We start from the raw sequence: 19,198 nt of genomic DNA on the forward strand, positions 1-19,198 counted from the left end.
ATCATTGTAGTTGATAAGCACTTAGACTTTTACTAATTATTGCTAGATACACAGATAATTATCATATTCCTCCATTGTCCCCCCGCAAAAACTCTCAAATTATCACTGGATGTATTCCTGCACTTGATTTCATAAAAAGTCTAATTGCACGCATCACAGAAAAATATTTTAAGATGGTTCGTTATTATGGAATATATACAAAACATCATAAACAAAAATCAAAGCTTCACAAATCTATCTTTTCTGAAAAAGGAATATACATTTGTAAGTTTTACAACTGGCAGAACATGGCTCTTCCAGATTTTAGAAATAACTCTCTTAAATATCCTACATGTTGAAAGTCTATATTTGCATTCGAAGTTTATTACAATATATTGTTTAACTACTTTATTCACTTCTTTGAAAACTCATATGCTCGGCGGTACTGTCTCATTTTTTCAACCGGTAAAGTAAAATATTTTTTGACCTGTTTTTCTGACAATCCATGCTCCATTCCAAGCAAAATTTCATTCAACTGTTCTTCTGTCAACTGCTTTGCATAACGCAAAATACATTCATATATGCTTCCGGATAGATTCCACTGCTCTTCCACTGACTGCGTTATTTCTTCAGATTCTGTACCGAAATTCGGTACGGACGCTTCCTTTTCTGTTTCCTGACGAACTTTCTGTGCCAATTCCATAATTTCCTCTTCTGTCAGTTGTGGTGGCTGATTCCAGTTTAAGTACAATATTTCATCTTCATCCATTTCAATAATCTTTATGTGCGGATTGGTTTTTGCCGCTTCGCGATAAAATTCCAATTCCGAACGATTTAAAAATTGGATATTTGATTTTGATTCAATTGTTTTATATGTCATCGTTTTTTTGTTATATACAACTTTTACTGGATGCCGATAACCATTCTTTCCAGCCAGACGTTCTGACTCTTTCCAACGTGATGTTCGAAACGGCACAGCCTTTTTATCATAAATTGGATATTGACCTTCCAAAAAGATAATACAATCTGTCCGTTTCATTCTTTTTACTTCGCCGGGAGTCATAAGTCCTCGTCCTGCCCGCGCATGATTCCGACTGGAATTTCCATGATTTCCTGTTGTAACACTATCATTTCGCGTATCTATAGTCATATCCCCCAATAGCTTTGAAATGTATTCATGAGTGGAAAAGGATGCCGGACCAGCTCCCAAATAGATCATTGTCGCACAGTTATCCAAAAAAATCTCCCACTTCTCATTTGGAAATATGGCTTTGATTTGTGCAAAAGACTGCAGTACTGGAACAATCGACAAATTACGACTTCGTATTGTTCCCATTAAAACTTCTGTCCGATTTGGTTTTGGTCCCGCATAAAATTCATCCGCCCAAAGTCTTACATGTATTGGCAAACTGCCTCCGCATTGATGGTCGGCAATCCGGATCAACACATCAAACAGCTGTGTATAAAACATGGAAATCAAGAAATTAAATGACTCATCATTATCTGGCAATACTAAAAATAATGCTGTTTTTTTGTTCGGATCACCATTAACACCCAGTCCCAAACTCGGAATATCAATATCATCTTCTTCAAATAAGCGTTTCAATGCTGCTGTTTCACATAAACGCAGCATTGCATTTACCATGATAATAATAGATCTAACCGTATCTGGAGCACCTTCTTTTAATTTACGATAGTCACGTACCGGTGGATAATCATCCCCATGTATCCTTGCAAGACGGTTCATCTCCAATTGTAATTCTGTCGTTTCATTCTCCCCATCTTCTACATGTTTTGATTCCATATTGACATATGTCATAATATGATTAAAATCCGCCTTGCGCTTTTCTTCCATAGCTCCTAACCATTCACAGAAGAAGATAGCCTGCAGATATAACGCTACACCGTCATCCCAAAACGGATCTCCTTTCATTGCATCCGGAGGCTTTACCGATGCCTGTATATTTGTAATCAGTCGGATTACATCCGTTTCTTTTTCTAAATATGCCATGGGATTGTAACGGTCTGATTCCTCCGGATTAATCAGATTAAAAGATTTTACAGTGATTCCATGCGCTTTCAAATAATTTCCATGTTTCCTAAGCAAATCTCCCTTGATATCTAAAATCACATTAGTTCCAGATGCAAGTAAAATATTAGGAGTTACGACCGATGTTGTTTTATAGGAACCAGAACCACCGATAATTAACATATTTCGGTTTGATAACAGTTTATCAGATACGGCTATATTCTTGCTTAAATAAGTATTATTTTTTTCTTCCGGATCGCGCAGCATTTTACTTAATTTTTTCACATCTCCCCATTGCTCTGTACCATTTTCCTTCCCAAACTGATAATTCCGGTATTGATCAACATAATATGCAACAAACATAATCCATCCAAGAAAAGCAACGCCCATCCAACTGATCGTACGGTCTGTCCACCAATTCTGAAACGGATGCATAAAAATGTAGAGTAGTTTTTGCTGCATATTATTTAGTGCAACTCCTGGAAGAAGATACAGACCACAACAAAAATAGACCATAATCAGGATAAAAATTAGCAATAGTACTAACATGCCCCAGGGGGTTTTTCTTCGCTCGATCATATCTTTTACCTGACTTTCACTGGTACAGATGGAGCCTTCATTGATTTTTTTATCTGTTCCGGAACATGTCCCCGAATTGATTGCGTCAACTCTTTTTCTCTTTGTGAAAGATCATAAGATGTGCGGAATAATTCTTCCGTGGATTTCCGTTCTGCATAATGAACAATTTGAAATTTACCATCAAACAAAATAGGTTTCTGATCTTTTTTCAAAAAAGCAGTATATGTTTTCTGATCTTTTGAGCAAAAAACCTGTGAATTTGGTACAAGCAGATAATTCACATTTTTTCCATATGTTCCCGGAACACGGCTTAAAAAATACCCATTATCCATCATTGCTTTTTGCTCACGCTTACCAAGAACTGTTTCGCATACCGGAGTTACCAATGTCTCCGCATTGATAGTAAATTTCTGATAGCGCAAATCGTTTTCAAAAGCTTCATATATTGTACTTTCGTCACTCTTAATCAAGGATTCCTTTGCAAAATAAGAAGTTTCCAATGTTCCTGCAGCCTGTTCATATTTTTGATTTAACGCCTTTAGCTCAGAATTTTCTGTTGCAATATAATCGTCTGATGACATTTCCCCAGTTTTCTGATAAGTTGTCATATCAATCTGATTCAAATCCGGAAGTTCGACACCTTCTTTTAATACATCTTCCTGATGTAATTTATACCAATGCTCTACTTTCTGCAGATCATGATCCGCTACCATCATCTGAAGCTGGCCATCGCCCACCTTCAAGTCCGGTAAAATTGCATAATTGACACCCAAAGCCTGAAAATCTTCTCGAAAAATCTGTTCATTCCCCTCTAATGGTAAGCTGATAATACTGATATGATTCTGTGTTAAGCTTTTCAGATTTTCCAGAGTATGTTCTCCCCCACTTAGCTTTTTTGTAAGATATGCTTCATACCAAACACTAAATTTTTCCTTATCTTCATCCATGATTGCAATCTGCAGATATGTATCTGATGGATCTAAATCTGGTAATAAAGAATACCTTATTCCTAATCTCTGCAATTCCTTAAATTCTTTTTGTAAGCTATGCTGCCCAATCCATTTTGTTCCTTCATTTGCTACCGGTAGATTCATAATCGTAAATTTACCTTCTGTCAATTTTGCAAAATCTTGAAAATCTTTAAACTCATGTCGTGATAGTTTTCCTTCTTTGACCATCCGTGCAAACCGTGTCAACAGCATAATTGTACCAATACCCATAAGTTTTACTGCCGGGTCCATAAACATTCCTACTTTTTTCGCAACAAGCAGGATCTGTTCCATATCCCTTTCCTGTTCCTGCATCTTAATCGCCTCCCATCACTTATCTTTGCCTTCCTTTCTCTGTACCGAATTTCGGTACAGATTCCTTTTCAAAATTTTTCTGAAGTAACGGAATATGATTATCTTCCATAAATTTTTTCATATATACTGTATTTTCCTGAATTTGATGCTGCATATTCTGTATTTCCTGAATATCTTTTCGGATTCCCATATAAGACTTTCCCTCCATTTCTTCTACCTCTACTGTTGTTGTTTCACATCGCAAATACTCTTTTTGATCAACCAATCCCGCATGATATTCCAGATAGGTTGCTGCCTTTTCCGCCTGTTGAATTGCCTTAACTAATCTTTCCGGCTTTTCTCTGATGGCTCGTATCCAACTTTGTACATATGCCTTATGATTCTCTATCTGCATTTGACCTGGCTCCACTGCTAAGTGCACCGCAAAAAAGCTTGCTGTAATTTCTGCCACCAGCTCTTCATAAGCATAACTTTCTGATCCAAAATACCCTGCCAGTTCTCGTTTCAATCGGTGTGGTGCACCAGTTGCATGCGCCAATTCATGCAAAGCTGTCGTATTATACGCATAGTCGGATTCAAAACATTCCGGCACAGGTAAATGAATCTGATCCTGTTGTTGGTTATAAAAAGCCTGATTGCCACCATCATGCAGCATTTCAACTTGCATATTTCTGGAAATCACACCAATCAGCTCATCCGGCATAATATCATTCTGGACTATCTGCAGTTCTGGCAGTCCTTGAATCAAATCACCGTTAAACACATAGGAATATACTGCCCGCAATTGATAACGCTCTCCAAACTCTTCTGAACGATTACGGAATTCTGACCAGCTAAGTCCTTGTTTTTCTTCTGTGTCATAAGGAAACCAGTATTCAACTTGAACTCCCTGTCCTTTTGCATGTTCAAGCTTCCAACCATGCTCCTGAATCTGATGAAACGTTGCCCAACGTGATTCCTGATATCCTCGGTCTTTTGCAATCATTGCCAGATAAAAACGATTCAGCCCACGATAAGCTTTCTCGGTAACTGCATTTTGGGGAAGAAATGCTTTCCCATTCCATCCTTTCTGCCAGTTCAGCTCTTGTTCCTCTAACGCATGAACAAATAATTCCGCGAGCTGTTTTCTATATTCCTGTGTCTTCTTCGTCATTCTCCCGTTCCTCTAACTCCAATTCCTCTATCGTAATGGTATCTTCGTCAATAAAAATAATCATATCAGCCGCCTGTTACCTATAAACTCGGTCCCTTCTCTTTTTTTTGTCGGAATTCCAACAGTTTTTCTCCTTCTGGTGCTTTTTGTCGTGCCAAATACAAGCGTTCCTCTCGTGTGACTGCATTTTCTATCTGCTTCTTCTCCCGGTCATAATATGCCACCTGATCGGATAAACGGTCTTCTGGCGAGAGGGTTTCGTTAATCTCTATCACGTTATTTTGTAATTCTCTGGCCGTGATGCTTCCATCTGCCGGAAGCAACAATGTTTCATGAACCGATGAAGGCAGTACATAAAAATCAGTTCCTAAATAATCTGCCACCTGTTCTAGCACTTCTTGACGCATAATCATGGCTGCCCCAAACATTTTTGATTCATTTGTAAGCCCATAAAGCGCTATGCCCTGATGATTCGCCTCCTTTTCAAATGGTACAATTGCAGCATTAAATTCCAGATAATTTCTAGGGGGTTGATCCGTCACACCAAGACTGTGTTCAATATATTCATCCAGTTTAAATAATACTGGCCTGTTTTTTGGATTTTGATTTTGAGCCGCATCCATTCTTAACTGTTCTGGTGTCACATCCCAGATTTTAAGCATGGCCGGTGTCACAGAAAATCCTTTGCTGAAATCTTCATCCCCTGAAATTTCCACCATATAAGTCAATGCATAATCTGCCGCACATTCATGCACATATGCTTCCAAATACTCTTTTCGACTTCTATCGCATAAACGAGTATATAGATGTTCTTTTACCCACTCATAGCTCTTCCATTGATTTTCTTCCAAAGGCATTTTTCTCGCCTCTTCATTCACATATTGAATCTGCTCCGCAATTGTTTCCATAATCATAAATAATTCTTCCGGAAATTCCTGATAAGATCGATAAAATGGATTCAAATCAATCAGTGCCGCCAACATCATTTCCTGTGTTTTTTCTCCCTGGCTCACGCTAATGGAATGTTTTATTTCTCCGTAAGGTGCCGGAATTTCACTGATTGTTACCTTTGCATCAAAATATTCATATGGCAAATGAGATTTAATTTCTCGTTTCACAAGTTCAAAAAATTCTTCCTGATTTAACATTCCGCTTCCTCCTTTGCAGTTTTCTCCATGCAAAAATGTTCTTGATAGTTCCATAAAACTTCTCTTTGAATTTTTTCGTGCATCTCTTTCGTAATCCCATAAATCACATCGTGATATCCCCTGTGATCTTTATATTGCGGCATATTTATAAACAAACCGTTTGTGCTGCGCTTAATTGTAATTCCATGAATATGGATTCCACAGCATTTGATAGATGCAATCCCACAAATATATGCTTTCATTCCCGGAAGAATCTTAGGATGTACTGCATGGATATCCAGTACGATTACTTCCGGTACAGTCACTTCGGCAAGAAGTTTCTTTTTTGCGGCTTCCACCACAGCAGTTTCTATTTCTTTTTTTATCTCTTCCTCTAAGGTAATTACATTACTCCATTGTCCATCCCGGAATCGGCGTGGAAGTCCTAAAAAAGATGATTCCACGCCAGTTTCCGGATGTTTGTATTTTCGTAGCTGTACTGGGAAACGTAAACTATTTTCTACTGTCACAATCCCATGTGCCCATACATCCCCCTGATCCGATAACTGCATTTCTGCATAAATTTCCATATCCTGTTTCTCCTATGTTTCCTGTAGTTTCTGTAGACGTTTCATCATATCCGTAGACAAATTTGCTGAAGCAAAGCGTTCAATTTCTTTCAATTCCATTCCCTGCTCCAAACATTGCAATAAATATTCCTTCTGACCGTCTGTATAGTCCTTGTTTTTCAAATAACGATCAATAAATATCTTCGTATTTGCACTCCGTCTCCAGTATCTGAACAATCTTTGAAAAGGGTTTCCGAAAAGCTTCGGCTGGATCTCTACCCCTACATCTTCCTGCTGTTCTTTTTGCGAAGTCTGTTCCAACCTGTTTACAATTTCCTGAAGTTCCTGTTGCCGCTTTTCATTTTCCTGTTCTTTCTTAATTCCAACACGCTCTGCTTCCACTAATTGTTTCCGCAGCAATGCAATCATTTCATCTTTTGATGCAACCAACTCTTTTTGTGCTTCTGTCTGTTCTTTTAAAGCCTGTTCCAAACCTACTTCAATAGACTCTCTTACTGCTTTACTTTCTTTCAAATCGTCTGCAACTTGCTTTTTCAACAGTTTCACAGTATTTTTCAGTTCATCAGATGCTTCATACTTTTCCTTCAAGTATATTTCGCGACAAGATTGTAGTTTAGAAATATTCAGATCCTGCAGCTTCATAATCTGTTCTTCTGTCATTCCATCCACAATACAGATCAACAACCACATCCGTTTTAAATCATCTCCTGTTTTCTCTAATACTTCTACTACACCTTTTTCCACGCGTAATGAATTTGCAAACAATAACTGCCAGTTTTTTGCATTCTGCCTTATTTCTTCACCCATACTCTTTCTGCTCCTTTCATTTTTGTACCGAAATTCGGTACAAAGGATTTTGGTTTTTTTATTTGTAAATAGAGAAATGCATCTTCTTTCTCACGTTTCTGAATTCGATACAATAATCTTTTTTCTTCTCGGATTTTTTGTATCCGTTCCTCCAGATGTGTTTCAACAGTGTCTGGAAAATGTTCTTGCATCTGTTCCAAACGATCCTGTAAACTTTCAAAAGAACCATCCTGCTTTGAAATCATCGCAAGCTTTTCCAACAGCATCTTATACTCTTGATAAGCAGTATCCCTCCTTAACAAAGCCTCTGTATCTTTTTGCTGATACAAAATTTTTTCTTCTTGTTTTACTTCTCTTAACCGCTCCTTAACATCTTCCATTGTTTGGACATTCCTTCGCAGCAAATAGTTCGTTTCCTCCCGGTATTGTTCAATACGCAGTAAGATTGTCCGGATTTTTTTTTGATCCATCACATACGGATTTTGACAAAAACGATATCTCCGGCGAATTAGAATCTGTGTCTGAAGATATTTTTTCTGTAGTCCTTTTACAAGCACCGGCTGCTTCGTATGCCAGCGACAGGCATATAACTTTTTTATTCCCTCTCGTTCATAGTAGAATTGTTTTTTATCTGAGATTCGTAACAGCAGTTTTTCATAAGAATATCGTTCTCCTAAACGATAATTTCTCCAGGCGCGTTTTTGTCCAGGTGCCAAAAAAGAATAATATGTTCCATACTTTTTAGATACGCCATGAGAGATTTGATATCCCATTTGTCTCATCTGTTTTTCAAATTCCTGTATCGAATTCGAACTGCGGACTGCAGCATCAATATCTGCCCGGATAATGGTTTTCCAATCCATTGTCCCTTGTGTTTTTGCATTCCACTCTGCATAAGAAATTCCTTTACGCTCTTCATCAAACACAAGCTGTTTTAATCCATATTCCTTACAGATTTGATCTGTAACCGGCTGAATAAATTTTTCCCAATCTCCTTTCTCATATCTGTATTTATATCCACTCATACGATTCACGGAATTGAAAATAATATGTCCATGTAAATGTGCATGATCATTATGTAAAGCGAAAACATAGTCATAAAAATCTCCCAAATATTGTTCACAAAATTTCCGGATTACCTGATATGCCGTCTGCTCATTTGTTTCTCCCGGTTGGAAACTAATGACAAAATGATATCCTTGTCTTCCTTCTGTCTTTTCCCAATCCTGCTTGGTATCTAACATTCCCTGATAGACTTCTTCTGCTGTAGTTCCAACATTTCCTCCAATCCAAAGTCCTTCTTCTGTTTTATCCGGATTCAATACATATGTGAGGGAATTATATAAATGCTGACTTTTTCCTTTCTTTCCCTGTTTAATATTCATCAGTTTCGTAATCGCCATATTCTGTTCCTAGTTTTTTTGAAATTCCTCCATATAGCTTTCAATCTTTCTTTGATGCTTTTCCAATTCCCAGATTGCATCCATTCCCTGATAGCCTCGATTGATTTTTGCAGTAACCTGATTGATATTGACTCCAATTTTTCGAATCTGGTATGCCAGCTCCTTAAGATCTTTTTCATACGTTGGCCTCTGATTGCTTTGTATCAATAATAGGTTTCGTAAATATCCTGACAGATTGACTTTCCCATTTTTGAAACAACTTTCGGAATGTTTCTTTGCCAGTTCTGTCAAATATTCAAACTCCTTCTCACTGCAGCGAATTCGCAATACTTTTGTTTTCTGTCTCATTGTATTCATTAATTATTGAAAAGGATCAATCTGATTCTGCACATGATTCCATCCGTTTTCTAATGAACAATTCTCTTGATTTACTTTCCTGTTTTTTTCTAAGAATTCCAAAAATTCCTCCAAATTTGTTTCGTCCAAAATTCCAAAACTTTTTTCAATCGCACTCAAGATTTTTTCATTTTTTTCTTTTGTAATCTGATCCAAAACAGCCTGTTTCTTTCCCAAAAGTTTTTTACGCCGGGTTTCATATTCCTCTAAAAAATTTTTCTTTTTTTCTTCCATTTTTTTTAGATCATTCTCAATTTTCTTCAGTTGCTCATGAAGTTCCATGCTTCTACTACCTCCTTTTTGAAAACAAAAAAAGGAACACCATTTCTGATCTTCCTTCTTAAATCTATTTCTGCTTTTCCAATTTTATTGTATCAAATTCCTCTTGCTACTTCCAGGTTACTTTACGTCCGCTTTTTATAGCAAAAAGGTTTTTTCTTCCATCCTTTCCTGTTGTTCCAAAATCTTCTGCACTTCTGTCAGTTCCATTAGAATTTTACTTAATAATTCCTGAGCCGGATCAGTAGAGCATAAAATTTTGGCTTCCAAAAAATCTGTTGCGCTTGGGTATCTTTCCAAATTTCTTTGTTCAATTCTCTCCAATGCCTGCTGGCTTAAACGAAATGTTTTTGAAATTTTTGTATTGTTCATAATTCTTTTTCCCTTCTATTTTTTCTCTGCAACCAGTCCTCATGATCTGGATTTTTTTCTGCATGGATCTGGATTTCTATTCCGTATTTATATTTGTATGACACTTGTATGCTCAAATATCTACTACTGTATATACATCTGTACTACAAGATAAAAGCGTATTCCATTCTGTATTACTTGTGTATTGCTTTTTGTATGACTGTATTGCAAAATGTATTTCTTTCCTTTATATTTGTATGTCTATTTGTATGACAAATGTATTTCAAAATGTATTTTATCTGTATTTCTGACTGTATTACTTTCTTTCTGAAATCGCCTTTAGCGATTTGCAAGATACGCAAAATGTAGGACATTTTACATCTTGTTAGGGGAAACTCCCCTAATACCCCTTTTGATAAGATATCTCTATGATATTTTTCTATCTTTTTACACTCTCACCTCTCCTTTTTTCAAAAAAACCGTATGGAAATTTCACAATTTCATCTGCAAATTTCCATACGGTTTCTCACAATTTTTGTTTTCTTTAAAGCTTTGGCGCCCGATCTGACATTTTCCTTTCTGTAGTTTTTTTCTTTGCAGACAAATTTTGTTTTCTTTCTGTTCCAGCAAAAAGCAATTCCGCAAAATCAACTTTCTTTTCCACATGCATCTTGTGAACTCGTTCCAGAAATTTCTCTGCATTCCAATATGAAATCTCTCCTGAAGGATTTTCCACTTTTTGATCCACTCCAAGATAAATGACGGATCTGCTTTTAACTTCTCCAAAGTTTTCCCGGATATAATTTAAAAATAGTTCATTTCTCAAATGTCTTGTCTGTTCTTCTACAATTTTATCAGAATGTTTGATTTCAAATAAATGAACTTCTTGATGTTTCTGATCCAAAATCAGCATATCTGCCTCAGCAGTTTTCTTAATTTCCGGCAATAATACACTCAATTGAGACACATAATATTCTTTTGCGTCTACTTCCTGTAGCCATAGATATGTTTCTGATAACAAAATATTTTCCAACAGGATTCCTTTTACAAAATGATCTGCCCTCTTTTTAAATTCATTCTGATTTTCAATCTGACAAGACGCATTCCAATATTCATCTTTGGACAAAATTTCTGTCAGCGCAGTTGCCTGTGCGTATACCATCCCCGGCTGCAGAATGATTTCCAACGGATTCTCTTTCCCTCCATGTTTCCAGGAACGATAACACGGAATTTCCAAAAAAAGATCCAATTCTTTTAAATAAAATTTCAACTCTTCCAAATCATTTTCCCGAAGCACTGTTGTCATTTCCTCACGGTCTTTTACATGCAAGGCTTTTCGTACCGCCCGGTTTACATCTTCCACTGCCAATCCATCAATGATATCCGAATTTCTCATATTATTCAATGTAGAATACAGCGGCGCACTTTTAAAATATTTTTGAATTGCCTTCACTGTAATCTGATAACTGAATTTGTTAATCATCTTATTGATAACAGATACTAATTCATCCTGATCATACAGCTCCGTCAAAACTGTCCTATGTTTCCTTACTTCTTCATTTTTTTCCAGTGAGTGTAGGATGTTATTGACAATTGCAGAATTCAAATATTGATCTCTCGATTGTTTTGTTTTATATGGACTATCTGTCAATGTTCCTCCAAATTCAATATACTCATCAAGACTTTTTCCGCCAAGCAGCCTTGAGAATTCCGCATAAGACACATGAGAGGTATGAATTTCTTCTACCCGGTCATATAAAATATTCATTTCTGCCAACCCAATTCCTAAAGAATCTGTTCCGGCCACAATAATTCTTGCTCCAAGAATTGGATACCCATCAGATAATGCATTGCCATACACTTGAAAATCTTCTAGCTCTGTGATCTCATCAATGAATATATTTTTCATACCTTCCTGACGAATTAATTCGTTTAATGCAAATTGCAGCTGATACATATCACAACCTGTCTTACAAAGTAAATATACACTTTGTTTCTTTTGTTTTTCCGGCATTTCAGCAATACATTGCTGCATCATAACTGTTTTTCCAGTTCTCCGAATCCCATAAAGCGCACAGATTTTTCCCATAGGAGCTGGTTCTTGTTCCACATATTCTTTTAACTTTACATAGCAGTCTCTTTTCTTTGGATATGCTGCATGTACAAATTCTTCTCCTCGGTAAATATCTATATAATTTCTTTGCTCCATGATTTTTCCCTCTTTTCCTGCAATTCACTATTCTCATTCTAACATACTTTTCCCAGAAATAAAATCCTTACTCTACTTCCTGATATTGGTTTGTCTCTCCCGGCAAATATTCTGAAGTCTGAAACGTAAATTTTACTGATTCCTGATAAAAAATCAGCGAAACTTCTATCTGATTCCATTCACACGCAACTGTAAAGTAAGTTCCATAATCTTTTACCGCTTTAATTAAAATTTCTACTTTTGGTATCATTTCTTTCTCTGTCACTCCATTTCCAGAGTTTTTTTCTGCCGTAAAAATTTTAAGTGCGTTCTCATACTTCTCCAAAAATTTATGATCCGCTTCTTCAAGATATGTAATAGAAATCTGTTCCGTTTTAGTATCTTCTTGCTGTTGATCCGACTTTACTTCTTCCTGCTTTTCTATCTCTTTTTCCAGCTGTCCGGACATAGATTCTCTTTTGGTCTGCGGCACTTTTTCCTCTGGTCTTTCTTTCTGTTTCAACTCTTTTTTCCCCAATATCCAGCTTATTCCAATGAACAAGATGATTACCAATATCAGTAACCCAATTCCGAAATATATCTTTTTTCGCTTCATAATTTCTCCTTTACTTCTGCGGAACGCCTCCCGGATATACCCAGCCAATCCAACCGGTATGACCTTGACAGGTTGCTCTTTGCCATGCACACCAGTCACTCAACGATTCAATTGAAAAATGACCTACATTATTCGCTACCATTCCATTTCCAAGATAAATACCAACATGCCCATAAATAGAACCCATATAACCGCTTCCACTTCCACAGACAATCGCTCCAGGCGGAATATTTTCCATACTGGTCGATCCAGTGGTTTTATAAGTATTCCACATATCAATAGCATTTCCGCGTGGAATTGTTCCTGCGTTCGCTGCCATATACACTCCTGTAACCCACCGTGCGCAATAATCCGGTGTACATGGGTAAACTCCGGCATTGTTTTTAGCGGTATCAACAATCCTTTGCATTTCTTCTGTCACTTCTCCGTTATACGAACCGCCCGCTCCCTGTTGATATGTCTCGTACGTCATATTATCAAACTGATATAACTGATAACGATCCATAATCGAAATACAGGTTTCTGTATAGGTTAAAGATGTAGCCCAACCTGCTTCCCGGATTCCAGCCACAAAAAGTTTTGCCTGATCTTTCGTATAAGTTCCATCGTTCGGATTCAAATATGCTCCTACATGCTGCGCGTAATTTCCTCTGCTTAACATTGCCCCTCTCTGCTGAATACATGCAGCATAATCCGGATAAACCGAAAAGCCCGCAACAATCTGATAATCTCCTCCGGTCGGCGTTTGCTCACCTGTTGTCATATTTACTACGGATACCGCATATGTATCACGTTGCGAATATTTAATTCCAAATAGGTTTTTATAGTCATATGCAAGCCTTGACAGTCCCTCGCCATTTTCACCACCTGGTCCGTAAGATCCAAATCCTGACTCTGCGATCAGCTGTGCAATTCCACTGGAAACCGGAATTCCTTTCTCTTCCTGCACTTCAAAGAACGCCTGCATCATGTCTTCTGTTACAAAAGAGGGTAAGCCATATCCCGCAGATTCTGAGCTGGTAATTGCAGATACCAAACTGATCAGCGCCATCACGGTTGTCATGATTAAAAGCAATGGAAGCAAAAATGCAATTGTTGAAGATAACAGCATCATGAGCAGCGACATCGCTGCCTGTGCAACTGCCGCAATTGCTGAAAGTAATACAGCTCCAATCCCTGCAGCCGTGTAACGCACAGCCGATGGTAATGTATCCATATTTTTATTTTCTTCTTTGACCGCTTCTAAATGCTTTTGCGCTTCACTTACCGCATAATCATTTAACATCGCTTTTTTCTGCAGATAGGCTCGAAAAGTCTCTGCTGTTTTTTTCCCAATTGCAGCTGCAGCTTGGGGAATATTTGTGGATGCTATCGCAGTTCCGGTTGCCAGGCTAGTTCCAGCCGCGGTTGCTCCACTACCTTTGATACTTTCTGTCGATAATGTCTTAGCATAAGCTCCCATTACTGATCCGGTCTCTTCCATCCGGCGAGAAGATTTACAAATATTTTTATCCATCCTTTCTGAATACTTAGCTTTTGTCTGCTTAAAAATTTCTCTGCGCATTTGTGTTCCTATTGCATGATCAGATTTTGCAATCCGGATATCTTCATGAAGAATCCGCACTGGTTGTCGTGCAACGAATTCCCTTTTATCAAGTTGTCCCGACTGAATATCTGTTTTCTTTTCAAGACTCTCTCCCAACTCCTTCCTTTCCTGCATCCGCTCATGGGGCTTTACATTTCCTTCTTCCGTTTCATGGAATTCTGACACTGCCGCCGATGTTGCTTCCAGAATTTTTGTTGTTCGCACAGTTTCTTCCTGCACTTCTGTTATTTCTCCCTGCCACGGGATAGTTTCCATTTCAGGTTGTCTCTGCCACGAACTATGTTCCAACTGTTCTTTTCTGGTTTCCCGGATGCCTTCTTCTAAATAAGACTGTTGTTCTTTCCACGTCAGACGATTCCATGCCAACTTTTCACTTGCAGTAAGATAAGGTAATGGAGCAGCTTTTTGTAAATCATAGTTTTCGTCACATTCTTCATCCGAATCCATATGTAATGCCGTTAAATGTTCTTCTGAAACCCGAATTCCCTGTTCCGCTATAGAAAGACCTGTGCGAGCTGTACACAGCTCTTTTTCTTTTGTTGCCTGAATCTGCATTATGATCCCGCCTTCCTATACACCTCAGTTCCCTGTATCTTATTCAAACTCCCTTCCTGTACCAATTGCTCCAAATAAGCTTTACAAGTTTCTTCATCTTCGCCGCTGAAACGCGCTACATCTTCTCTGGATACTTCAATAGCGCTCGTAATCTGCAAAATTAGTTGTCTCATCTCCGGAGAAATCTTCTTTCCTTCTTCCGGTTTGATAGAATAGCTTCCTTTGCTCTGATGATTTTCCGCTTTCTCATGAAAATCTGTATTATAGACCTGATATAACTTATTATTTTTTCCAATCATAGCATCAAACAATACAACCTTTTTGTTCCAGACCATGACTCCTTGTCCTACTTTTCCGCGGCTAAGTGCCTGAAACTCTTTTGCACTCAATTCCTGAATCATGCTGAGACTCTGTGCATCCACACCTCCCTGATCCAGAAAACATTTGTAAGAACAATTCGCATAGAGTTCTGTAAGCGTCTGATTGGCAAGAGCTGCTGTAACATTTTGCATTGCCATTGTCACAATGCCTCCAAACTTACGAAATGTGATTACTGCATTATTCAGCTGCTGTGCACTTCCTGGCTTTTTCGATACAACCTGTGTCTCATCCACAATCAGATGTGTTGCTCTTTGAAAACGTTTGTTGTAATCCATCCGGACAGAAAGATAATGCAGGATAGTTACCATAACTGCCTCCCAGTTGTTTTCCGGTACATTTGTCATCCCAAAACCAACCAATCTTTTCTGAATTTGTACATTGGATGGATGTGCTAACATGTCACAGCTTCCTGTTGTATATTCTTCAAGGCTATTATAAATACTTCTTACCAGTTCCTCATCATGAATACTTTTAACATGCTGCAGCTCTTTTCCAATTTCTTCCCGCAGCCAAATCAAAGTCGGTTGCTTTTTCAGCTTCTTCTGGGCAAATACCTCTTCATACATGCGTTCCGTACATCTACTGATAATGGAATCGTGCTCCTGAGTCACATTAATGTTTTTCATAGCTGCAGCGCACACAGTCTTGGCATATTCTGTTTGTGTGGCAACAAATTTCTTCCGTATTTCTTCAGTAGCCTGAAATGCCTCCTGTGAAACTTCAAATCCGTTCAAATAAATTCCACTTTTTGGTGTTAAATCAAAATAACTGCCTCCATACCGTTCACAACTGTCAGCAAACTCATTTTGCGGATCAATAATCACAATATCATCATCTGTTGCCAAAAGTGTCTGTGATACTTCCGTCAATTTAATCATCATAGATTTCCCTGTACCAGAAAATCCAACGATAATCCCATGCGGATTCGGTAATAATTTCCGGTTCGCGATAATGAAATGTTTTGTTGTACGGTTGATTCCCATCATTTGTCCGCCAGATTCAATAATATCCTGTGCAAAATATGGTTGAAATGCGACCAGTGATGCAGTTAAAAAGAATCTCATATAATCCACTTGCCGTCCTCCGATCGGTAAAGCTGTATTCCATGCTTTTAACTGTGTGTAATCACAGGTCTCCAAACGTACTCCTTCTTTTTTCCCGGATGCCTGCATTTCCTGTACACGTTCTGCCAACGTCTCTTCATCCTTCGCCGTGAGGATCACAAGCAGATTCATAAAAAACCCTTTTTCATCATTGTCATCCAAACGCTCAATGTAAGATTCTATTTTCCGTTTACGTTTTTCTCTCTGATAAGATGCGGAAATTGCCGGGATTCCTCTTTTACGCTTTTCATCAATTTCATCCGAAATCGCACGTTCATTATTTACTTGAACAGCCGATAATTTATCATTAATGGCTTCTGTTTCCACTGGTGCAAAATCCATCGTAATCAGAGATGGATAAGAAACATTTGATAGTGATCGGATAAAAGAATCTGAATTCACTGTTTTTCGATAACGTGCACCAAAAAGCACTGTCACATAGGTATCGCCCATAATCATAAAATTTCTGTATTGTTTGATACTCCGCGGTAAAATGTCGTTTTTCCAGTCTTTCTGCCGTCTTTTATTTTCTGGATAGTGAATATATTGCTGTTCCTGCGGCTTTCCTGGCATCGCAAATGTCTGCAACAAATTGATGCGTTCCTCTGTAGATAATGGATTGATCCGACTTCCCCATCCTTCAAATGCTTCCAATACCACCGCTTCTACTGCGTTTAAATAAATTTTAGCATGTTCTTCGTTATCTGCCCGCGCAGTAATCGTCAGATATCTAAGCGTTGTCACATTCGGATTTGTTTCTTCCAGACGTTCTTCCTGCCACTGGCGTATTCCCTGTGCAATTTCCGGATAGCTGTCCCGATGCTTTTCAGAACGAATGGATCGAAGAAATTCTTTTTTACTCTGGTATTCATTCGCAAGTGTAATTTTAAATTCTACTTCCATCGCATTGAGCCATAACATCAATTCTGTCAAGAAACTTTTCTTCTCATTTGTATTTTTATTAATATAATTTATGTCTTCAAAAACATAACTGCGATCATAGACAGCCTGCTTTGTTTTAGGCTCAATCTGGAATATTCCATTTTCATAAGCTTTTACAACCTGAAAGGACTGTTTCACGTTTTTAGGCAGCTTTGTTACTGGCATGGTTTTCTGTTTTTTCATCGTAAATGCACGATTTCCATTAAATGTTGCCAACTATACTCCTCCTTTCCCTTTTGGCTTTTGATCCATCGTAAATACGTTTTTCCGTTCCTGGTATTCTTCCATTTCTGTACCTAGTTCTCGTGTTCGATAAAAATAACACCATTCTCGGAACATTTCCAACATACTGTGTCCCTGATATTTAATGATTCCTAAAAAAATCACCGGAATCATGACTGGAATTCCAAAGTAAACACAAACATTAATTGGCAGTCCTGTGATACGCCATACCGTAAACACCATAATTCCTGACAATACTAATGCAATTCCTCCACAAAGCATCTCACTTCCGGAAAACCCTTTCCAAAACTCTGTTTTAAATTGTGTTTCAAAGTCCATATTCAAATCAATTTTCATATTTGCTCCTTATCTGATTCCCGATCTAAAGACGGAATGTTTTATTCATAAATGCTCCAGCACCTTTGACTGCTGTTGTCATCAGGATCATATACAACATAGAATTAAGAGCCTGGGCAAACCCGTCAAAATGTTCCAAAATAATATTCTCCGAGGTAAAAATTGTAATTCCACCCATAATCCGTCCTGCAATCCCCATGGATAACGCAATGATAACAATTTCAAAAACATTCCCTAAAAAGCTTCGAATCCATGCATATGCCGTCCCTTCAATTTGCTGACCTCCGACTAATGTTGGCATTCCAATCGGAAATGTTACCACAAGTAAATATAACTTAATATAGCGGCCGTATAGCGTGATTAAAATCAAGATTCCGCATACCAATGCAACAAAAAAGTAAATCAACCCAAACATATAGAAAAATAGTCTGGAACCGATATCTACATCCGTTGTATAGAATGGAGGTGGACTGGTTAAAATAACCTGCCCTGACAAGGCAGATGCCATCCGGAAAAAAGTTGTGATCATTGGAATTCCTGTTACCAACAGAACGTTCAGCACTACGAGCTTAATCATAGCTTCTACAAATAGCTCCATTGTCAGCTGTTCTTTTAGATTGGAAGCTGCTTTAAAAAATCCCAGAATAAAAAACAGATTTAAACATTCCACCCCAATGGATAACGCCCACGGATAAAGATCATGCAACACATACTGCCATGTTTCTGCTGAAAAATCCTGTGGTGTTGACGACAGCATGCCAGTGCATGCTGCCATCAATACTTTCCAGATCATATCTGCTAATGCATAAAAAGGACTGAATAATAAGTTATCACTGATAAAGCTGCTTAACCATTCCGGCATATACTACGCCCCTTTCTATGCTCCAATCTGTGATGTGATAATCGGAATCAGCTGTGGTCCTAATGTTGCAACCAAACCAGCCGCAATCCTCTTAAATGCTACAGACTGTGCACCACCATCCTGCACATTTAAAGATTGTGCCCACTCAAACACGCCCCAAAGCAATAAAATCGTACCAATACTTGATACAACTGCGGCAATCAGGTTATAAATTACATCAAAACCATTGGTAATAATCTCCGTTCCACTCGCAAATGCCGGTACACTATAAAAAGTAAGTCCTGTAATCGTAATAAGACTCCCGAATAAAATCCTGTCTGCCATATGGTATAACACGTTTCTTATCTGTTTGTTCTTCTGTGCCATCTT

At 38.0% G+C, this 19,198-nt stretch carries 18 protein-coding genes; 1 reads left to right on the forward strand and 17 read right to left on the reverse strand.

Annotated elements, in window-relative coordinates:
- Positions 1–74 precede the first annotated feature (74 nt).
- Positions 75–338, forward strand: a complete 264-nt coding sequence (locus ABXS75_14590; protein ID XCP84281.1) for a transposase — start codon at positions 75–77, stop codon at positions 336–338.
- A gap of 53 nt (positions 339–391) precedes the next feature.
- On the opposite strand, the gene ABXS75_14595 is transcribed toward ABXS75_14590, so the two are convergent.
- From ABXS75_14595 to ABXS75_14675, 17 genes are all read right to left on the reverse strand, one after another.
- The gene (locus ABXS75_14595) at positions 392–2,587 is read right to left on the reverse strand and encodes a VirD4-like conjugal transfer protein, CD1115 family (protein XCP84282.1); all 2,196 of its coding nucleotides are present in this window, start codon (positions 2,585–2,587) and stop codon (positions 392–394) included.
- 5 nt (positions 2,588–2,592) lie between these two features.
- Positions 2,593–3,891: a hypothetical protein gene (locus tag ABXS75_14600; protein XCP84283.1), complete on the reverse strand. Its 1,299-nt coding sequence runs from the start codon at positions 3,889–3,891 to the stop codon at positions 2,593–2,595.
- 19 nt (positions 3,892–3,910) lie between these two features.
- Positions 3,911–5,044: a zincin-like metallopeptidase domain-containing protein gene (locus tag ABXS75_14605; GenBank protein XCP84284.1), complete on the reverse strand. Its 1,134-nt coding sequence runs from the start codon at positions 5,042–5,044 to the stop codon at positions 3,911–3,913.
- Between the two features lie 80 nt (positions 5,045–5,124).
- A complete protein-coding gene (locus ABXS75_14610) occupies positions 5,125–6,192 on the reverse strand; it encodes a DUF5688 family protein (protein XCP84285.1) in 1,068 nt (355 codons plus the stop codon).
- Positions 6,186–6,761 carry a septation protein SpoVG family protein gene (locus ABXS75_14615; protein XCP84286.1) on the reverse strand — a complete coding sequence of 192 codons (576 nt, stop codon included), beginning with the start codon at positions 6,759–6,761 and terminating at the stop codon, positions 6,186–6,188. The genes ABXS75_14610 and ABXS75_14615 overlap by 7 nt, the downstream gene beginning before the upstream one ends.
- A 12-nt stretch (positions 6,762–6,773) precedes the next feature.
- Entirely contained in the window at positions 6,774–7,568 is a 795-nt protein-coding gene (locus ABXS75_14620; GenBank protein XCP84287.1) for a hypothetical protein, read from the reverse strand.
- A complete protein-coding gene (locus ABXS75_14625) occupies positions 7,553–8,971 on the reverse strand; it encodes a relaxase/mobilization nuclease domain-containing protein (protein XCP84288.1) in 1,419 nt (472 codons plus the stop codon). Before ABXS75_14625 ends, ABXS75_14620 begins: the two co-directional genes overlap by 16 nt.
- A 9-nt stretch (positions 8,972–8,980) precedes the next feature.
- Positions 8,981–9,262, reverse strand: a complete 282-nt coding sequence (gene mobC / locus ABXS75_14630) for a plasmid mobilization relaxosome protein MobC (GenBank protein ID XCP84289.1) — start codon at positions 9,260–9,262, stop codon at positions 8,981–8,983.
- 69 nt (positions 9,263–9,331) lie between these two features.
- On the reverse strand, positions 9,332–9,649 hold the full coding sequence (locus ABXS75_14635) for a hypothetical protein (protein ID XCP84290.1): 318 nt from the start codon (positions 9,647–9,649) through the stop codon (positions 9,332–9,334).
- A gap of 135 nt (positions 9,650–9,784) precedes the next feature.
- Positions 9,785–10,018, reverse strand: a complete 234-nt coding sequence (locus ABXS75_14640) for a hypothetical protein (protein XCP84291.1) — start codon at positions 10,016–10,018, stop codon at positions 9,785–9,787.
- Between the two features lie 523 nt (positions 10,019–10,541).
- The gene (locus tag ABXS75_14645; protein XCP84292.1) at positions 10,542–12,206 is read right to left on the reverse strand and encodes an AAA family ATPase; all 1,665 of its coding nucleotides are present in this window, start codon (positions 12,204–12,206) and stop codon (positions 10,542–10,544) included.
- Positions 12,207–12,273: 67 nt separating this feature from the next.
- Positions 12,274–12,708: a hypothetical protein gene (locus ABXS75_14650; protein XCP84293.1), complete on the reverse strand. Its 435-nt coding sequence runs from the start codon at positions 12,706–12,708 to the stop codon at positions 12,274–12,276.
- Between the two features lie 103 nt (positions 12,709–12,811).
- Entirely contained in the window at positions 12,812–14,854 is a 2,043-nt protein-coding gene (locus tag ABXS75_14655) for a glucosaminidase domain-containing protein (GenBank protein XCP84294.1), read from the reverse strand.
- Positions 14,855–14,961: 107 nt separating this feature from the next.
- The gene (locus tag ABXS75_14660) at positions 14,962–17,604 is read right to left on the reverse strand and encodes a VirB4-like conjugal transfer ATPase, CD1110 family (GenBank protein XCP84295.1); all 2,643 of its coding nucleotides are present in this window, start codon (positions 17,602–17,604) and stop codon (positions 14,962–14,964) included.
- Positions 17,605–17,967: a PrgI family protein gene (locus ABXS75_14665; protein ID XCP84296.1), complete on the reverse strand. Its 363-nt coding sequence runs from the start codon at positions 17,965–17,967 to the stop codon at positions 17,605–17,607.
- 25 nt (positions 17,968–17,992) lie between these two features.
- On the reverse strand, positions 17,993–18,829 hold the full coding sequence (locus ABXS75_14670) for a hypothetical protein (GenBank protein ID XCP84297.1): 837 nt from the start codon (positions 18,827–18,829) through the stop codon (positions 17,993–17,995).
- Between the two features lie 15 nt (positions 18,830–18,844).
- Complete coding sequence (locus ABXS75_14675) at positions 18,845–19,195, reverse strand: hypothetical protein (GenBank protein XCP84298.1); 351 nt, start codon at positions 19,193–19,195, stop codon at positions 18,845–18,847.
- Between the last annotated feature and the right edge of the window lie 3 nt (positions 19,196–19,198).

This window comes from Roseburia hominis (assembly GCA_040702975.1).
In the GTDB taxonomy this organism is placed as follows: Bacteria; Bacillota; Clostridia; order Lachnospirales; family Lachnospiraceae; genus Allocoprococcus; species Allocoprococcus hominis_A.

Bases quoted from the DNA above. Each gene is read 5' to 3' on its own strand.
- ABXS75_14645 (XCP84292.1), bottom strand. From the start codon at position 12,206: ATGGAGCAAAGAAATTATATAGATATTTACCGAGGAGAAGAATTTGTA.
- ABXS75_14640 (XCP84291.1), bottom strand. From the start codon at position 10,018: ATGAACAATACAAAAATTTCAAAAACATTTCGTTTAAGCCAGCAGGCA.
- ABXS75_14600 (XCP84283.1), bottom strand. From the start codon at position 3,891: ATGCAGGAACAGGAAAGGGATATGGAACAGATCCTGCTTGTTGCGAAA.
- ABXS75_14655 (XCP84294.1), bottom strand. From the start codon at position 14,854: ATGGATTCGGATGAAGAATGTGACGAAAACTATGATTTACAAAAAGCT.
- ABXS75_14620 (XCP84287.1), bottom strand. From the start codon at position 7,568: ATGGGTGAAGAAATAAGGCAGAATGCAAAAAACTGGCAGTTATTGTTT.
- ABXS75_14670 (XCP84297.1), bottom strand. From the start codon at position 18,829: ATGCCGGAATGGTTAAGCAGCTTTATCAGTGATAACTTATTATTCAGT.
- ABXS75_14610 (XCP84285.1), bottom strand. From the start codon at position 6,192: ATGTTAAATCAGGAAGAATTTTTTGAACTTGTGAAACGAGAAATTAAA.
- ABXS75_14675 (XCP84298.1), bottom strand. From the start codon at position 19,195: ATGGCACAGAAGAACAAACAGATAAGAAACGTGTTATACCATATGGCA.
- ABXS75_14635 (XCP84290.1), bottom strand. From the start codon at position 9,649: ATGGAACTTCATGAGCAACTGAAGAAAATTGAGAATGATCTAAAAAAA.
- ABXS75_14665 (XCP84296.1), bottom strand. From the start codon at position 17,967: ATGAAAATTGATTTGAATATGGACTTTGAAACACAATTTAAAACAGAG.
- ABXS75_14605 (XCP84284.1), bottom strand. From the start codon at position 5,044: ATGACGAAGAAGACACAGGAATATAGAAAACAGCTCGCGGAATTATTT.
- ABXS75_14625 (XCP84288.1), bottom strand. From the start codon at position 8,971: ATGGCGATTACGAAACTGATGAATATTAAACAGGGAAAGAAAGGAAAA.
- ABXS75_14595 (XCP84282.1), bottom strand. From the start codon at position 2,587: ATGATCGAGCGAAGAAAAACCCCCTGGGGCATGTTAGTACTATTGCTA.
- ABXS75_14615 (XCP84286.1), bottom strand. From the start codon at position 6,761: ATGGAAATTTATGCAGAAATGCAGTTATCGGATCAGGGGGATGTATGG.